This is a genomic window from Priestia sp. P5, from assembly GCF_029522155.1.
In the GTDB taxonomy this organism is placed as follows: domain Bacteria; phylum Bacillota; class Bacilli; order Bacillales; family Bacillaceae_H; genus Priestia; species Priestia megaterium_E.
The window spans coordinates 1-1,503 of sequence record NZ_JAKWFJ010000020.1 but is presented as its reverse complement, the minus strand read 5'-3'; the positions used below and the strand labels follow the sequence as shown (position 1 = coordinate 1,503).

The window sequence follows — 1,503 nt, the reverse complement described above, 5'->3', positions numbered from 1 at the left end:
TGCTGCTAACGTGTGACCGCATTCAAAATGTTGTCTGCGATTGACTCTTCTTTGTGGCATTGCACCACCAGAGCGTCATACAGCGGCTTAACAGTGCGTGACCAGGTGGGTTGGGTAAGGTTTGGGATTAGCATCGTCACAGCGCGATATGCTGCGCTTGCTGGCATCCTTGAATAGCCGACGCCTTTGCATCTTCCGCACTCTTTCTCGACAACTCTCCCCCACAGCTCTGTTTTGGCAATATCAACCGCACGGCCTGTACCATGGCAATCTCTGCATCTTGCCCCCGGCGTCGCGGCACTACGGCAATAATCCGCATAAGCGAATGTTGCGAGCACTTGCAGTACCTTTGCCTTAGTATTTCCTTCAAGCTTTGCCACACCACGGTATTTCCCCGATACCTTGTGTGCAAATTGCATCAGATAGTTGATAGCCTTTTGTTTGTCGTTCTGGCTGAGTTCGTGCTTACCGCAGAATGCAGCCATACCGAATCCGGCTTGTGATTGCGCCATCCCCATAGCAGCCATCACATCAGTACCGGAAAGAGAGTCAGAAGCCGTGGCCCGTGGTGAGTCGCTCATCATCGGGCTTTTTGGCGAATGAAATTTAGCTACGCTTTCGAGTCTCATGCGCCTTCTCCCTGTACCTGAATCAATGTTAGGTTTCCGCAGAACACTGCGCCGGTATCGATATACATTTGGTTGGCAAACTTGAGTGGTTTCACTGCTGGCGTATGACCAAAGATGAACGTGTCCGCGCCTTTGATTTCTTTCACGATCCCGTTTTGTGAGTTGCTGATTCGTTCGCGGTTCCAGATTACCTGCTGATGATCAACTGGCTTTCCAAACTCGTATTCGTCAAAGGGATAATCGGCGTGGCAGATAACATATTTTTTATCTTTGCTCACCAGTTCGATGATTAACGGAAGTTCATCTGCTTTATGGGCAAGAGCTTTAGCCAGAATTTCTTTGTCGTAATCGAGATTAAAGAACCAGCCACCGCCATTAAGCAGCCAGTGATTAACGTTTCCACGCTCTGATAAGCCATCAATCATCATTTGCTCATGGTTTCCACGTACAGCTCTGAACCAGGGGAATGTGATTAATTCCAGGCATTCAACGTTCTCTGCACCACGATCAACCAAATCGCCCACCGAGATAAGCAGGTCTTTTTTGTTGTCGAATCCAATCGTATCCAGTTTGTTCATCAGGTTCGTGTAGCATCCGTGCAGATCGCCAACTACCCAAATATTTCGGTATTTGCTGCCATCAATTTTTTCGTAATAGCGCATCTCTTTCACTCCATCCGCGATGAACCATGAGAACGTCGTTGACGATGGCGTGCATTTTCCCGTCTTTATCATCAACGTATTTTCTGACCGTACCGCGACTACATTTCAGTCTGCGTGCTACTTCTGTCTGATTTCCGTATGTTTCAACGAGCATGTCTGGAATGGTTTTTACTGAGAACGTCATGCGGCCTCACTTCTGCTATTTCGCAGGT

At 48.1% G+C, this 1,503-nt stretch carries 3 protein-coding genes; all 3 read right to left on the bottom strand.

What is annotated here, in order from left to right; all coding sequences use genetic code 11:
- Window positions 1–5 precede the first annotated feature (5 nt).
- The 3 genes from MMB69_RS27155 to MMB69_RS27145 are packed head-to-tail and all read right to left on the bottom strand — an operon-like array spanning window position 6 to window position 1,475.
- Window positions 6–629, bottom strand: coding sequence for an antitermination protein Q (locus MMB69_RS27155; protein WP_001235459.1), 624 nt, complete (start codon window positions 627–629; stop codon window positions 6–8).
- The gene (locus MMB69_RS27150; protein ID WP_001271136.1) at window positions 626–1,291 is read right to left on the bottom strand and encodes a serine/threonine protein phosphatase; all 666 of its coding nucleotides are present in this window, start codon (window positions 1,289–1,291) and stop codon (window positions 626–628) included. Before MMB69_RS27150 ends, MMB69_RS27155 begins: the two co-directional genes overlap by 4 nt.
- Entirely contained in the window at window positions 1,269–1,475 is a 207-nt protein-coding gene (locus MMB69_RS27145) for a phage NinH family protein (RefSeq protein ID WP_002901791.1), read from the bottom strand. The genes MMB69_RS27150 and MMB69_RS27145 overlap by 23 nt, the downstream gene beginning before the upstream one ends.
- Window positions 1,476–1,503: the final 28 nt, after the last annotated feature.

Excerpts from the sequence above, each read along its gene's own strand:
- MMB69_RS27155 (WP_001235459.1), bottom strand. The coding sequence starts at position 629 with ATGAGACTCGAAAGCGTAGCTAAATTTCATTCGCCAAAAAGCCCGATG.
- MMB69_RS27150 (WP_001271136.1), bottom strand. The coding sequence starts at position 1,291 with ATGCGCTATTACGAAAAAATTGATGGCAGCAAATACCGAAATATTTGG.
- MMB69_RS27145 (WP_002901791.1), bottom strand. The coding sequence starts at position 1,475 with ATGACGTTCTCAGTAAAAACCATTCCAGACATGCTCGTTGAAACATAC.